Genomic DNA, 1,696 nt, shown 5'->3' with positions numbered 1-1,696 from the left:
TTGCGGGTGTGGCCTTGCTGACCGTCCGGTTAGTCGGGCCGCATTATTGCGGGGGTTGTTTTGGACAGATCTTAATCATCAGATTGGTCTGGCCGGTATCATTGTTCACACTTCGCCTTCGGGTGGGTGTGGATGTTTCTCTTTTACGGAGAGTTTGATCCTGGCTCAGGACGAACGCTGGTGGCGTGCTTAACACATGCAAGTCGAACGGTGAAGCCCAGCTTGCTGGGTGGATCAGTGGCGAACGGGTGAGTAACACGTGAGCAACCTGCCCCCTACTTCGGGATAAGCCTTGGAAACGAGGTCTAATACCGGATATGAGCACCTACCGCATGGTGGGTGTTGGAAAGTTTTTCGGTGGGGGATGGGCTCGCGGCCTATCAGCTTGTTGGTGGGGTAATGGCCTACCAAGGCGTCGACGGGTAGCCGGCCTGAGAGGGCGACCGGCCACACTGGGACTGAGACACGGCCCAGACTCCTACGGGAGGCAGCAGTGGGGAATATTGCACAATGGGCGAAAGCCTGATGCAGCGACGCCACGTGAGGGATGACGGCCTTCGGGTTGTAAACCTCTTTCAGCAGGGAAGAAGCGAAAGTGACGGTACCTGCAGAAGAAGCGCCGGCTAACTACGTGCCAGCAGCCGCGGTAATACGTAGGGCGCAAGCGTTGTCCGGAATTATTGGGCGTAAAGAGCTCGTAGGCGGTCTGTCGCGTCTGGTGTGAAATCCCATGGCTCAACTGTGGGCTTGCATCGGGTACGGGCAGACTAGAGTGCTGTAGGGGAGACTGGAATTCCTGGTGTAGCGGTGGAATGCGCAGATATCAGGAGGAACACCGATGGCGAAGGCAGGTCTCTGGGCAGTTACTGACGCTGAGGAGCGAAAGCATGGGGAGCGAACAGGATTAGATACCCTGGTAGTCCATGCCGTAAACGTTGGGCACTAGGTGTGGGGCGGGTTCCACTCGTTCTGTGCCGCAGCTAACGCATTAAGTGCCCCGCCTGGGGAGTACGGCCGCAAGGCTAAAACTCAAAGGAATTGACGGGGGCCCGCACAAGCGGCGGAGCATGCGGATTAATTCGATGCAACGCGAAGAACCTTACCAAGGCTTGACATGTACGAGAACGCGTCAGAGATGACGAACTCTTTGGACACTCGTACACAGGTGGTGCATGGTTGTCGTCAGCTCGTGTCGTGAGATGTTGGGTTAAGTCCCGCAACGAGCGCAACCCCTATCCTATGTTGCCAGCGGGTCATGCCGGGGACTCATGGGAGACTGCCGGGGTCAACTCGGAGGAAGGTGGGGATGACGTCAAATCATCATGCCCCTTATGTCTTGGGCTTCACGCATGCTACAATGGCCGGTACAGAGGGCTGCGATACCGTGAGGTGGAGCGAATCCCAAAAAGCCGGTCTCAGTTCGGATCGGGGTCTGCAACTCGACCCCGTGAAGTCGGAGTCGCTAGTAATCGCAGATCAGCAACGCTGCGGTGAATACGTTCCCGGGCCTTGTACACACCGCCCGTCAAGTCACGAAAGTTGGTAACACCCGAAGCTCACGGCCCAACCCGCAAGGGAGGGAGTGGTCGAAGGTGGGACTGGCGATTGGGACTAAGTCGTAACAAGGTAGCCGTACCGGAAGGTGCGGCTGGATCACCTCCTTTCTAAGGAGCTCATCTCCACCAGGCCCCACACA

The 1,696-nt window shown here is 57.4% G+C and carries 1 rRNA gene; it reads left to right on the top strand.

From position 1 onward, the window contains the following. Positions 1-142: 142 nt before the first annotated feature. Positions 143-1,664: ribosomal RNA gene (locus AB0F70_RS27390) — 16S ribosomal RNA — on the top strand. Positions 1,665-1,696 lie beyond the last annotated feature (32 nt).

The sequence above is a fragment of the Promicromonospora sp. NPDC023805 genome (genome assembly GCF_040639635.1).
Taxonomy (GTDB): domain Bacteria; phylum Actinomycetota; class Actinomycetes; order Actinomycetales; family Cellulomonadaceae; genus Promicromonospora.
The sequence above is the reverse complement of the archived record's forward strand: the minus strand, read 5'-3'. Positions and strand labels throughout refer to the sequence as shown.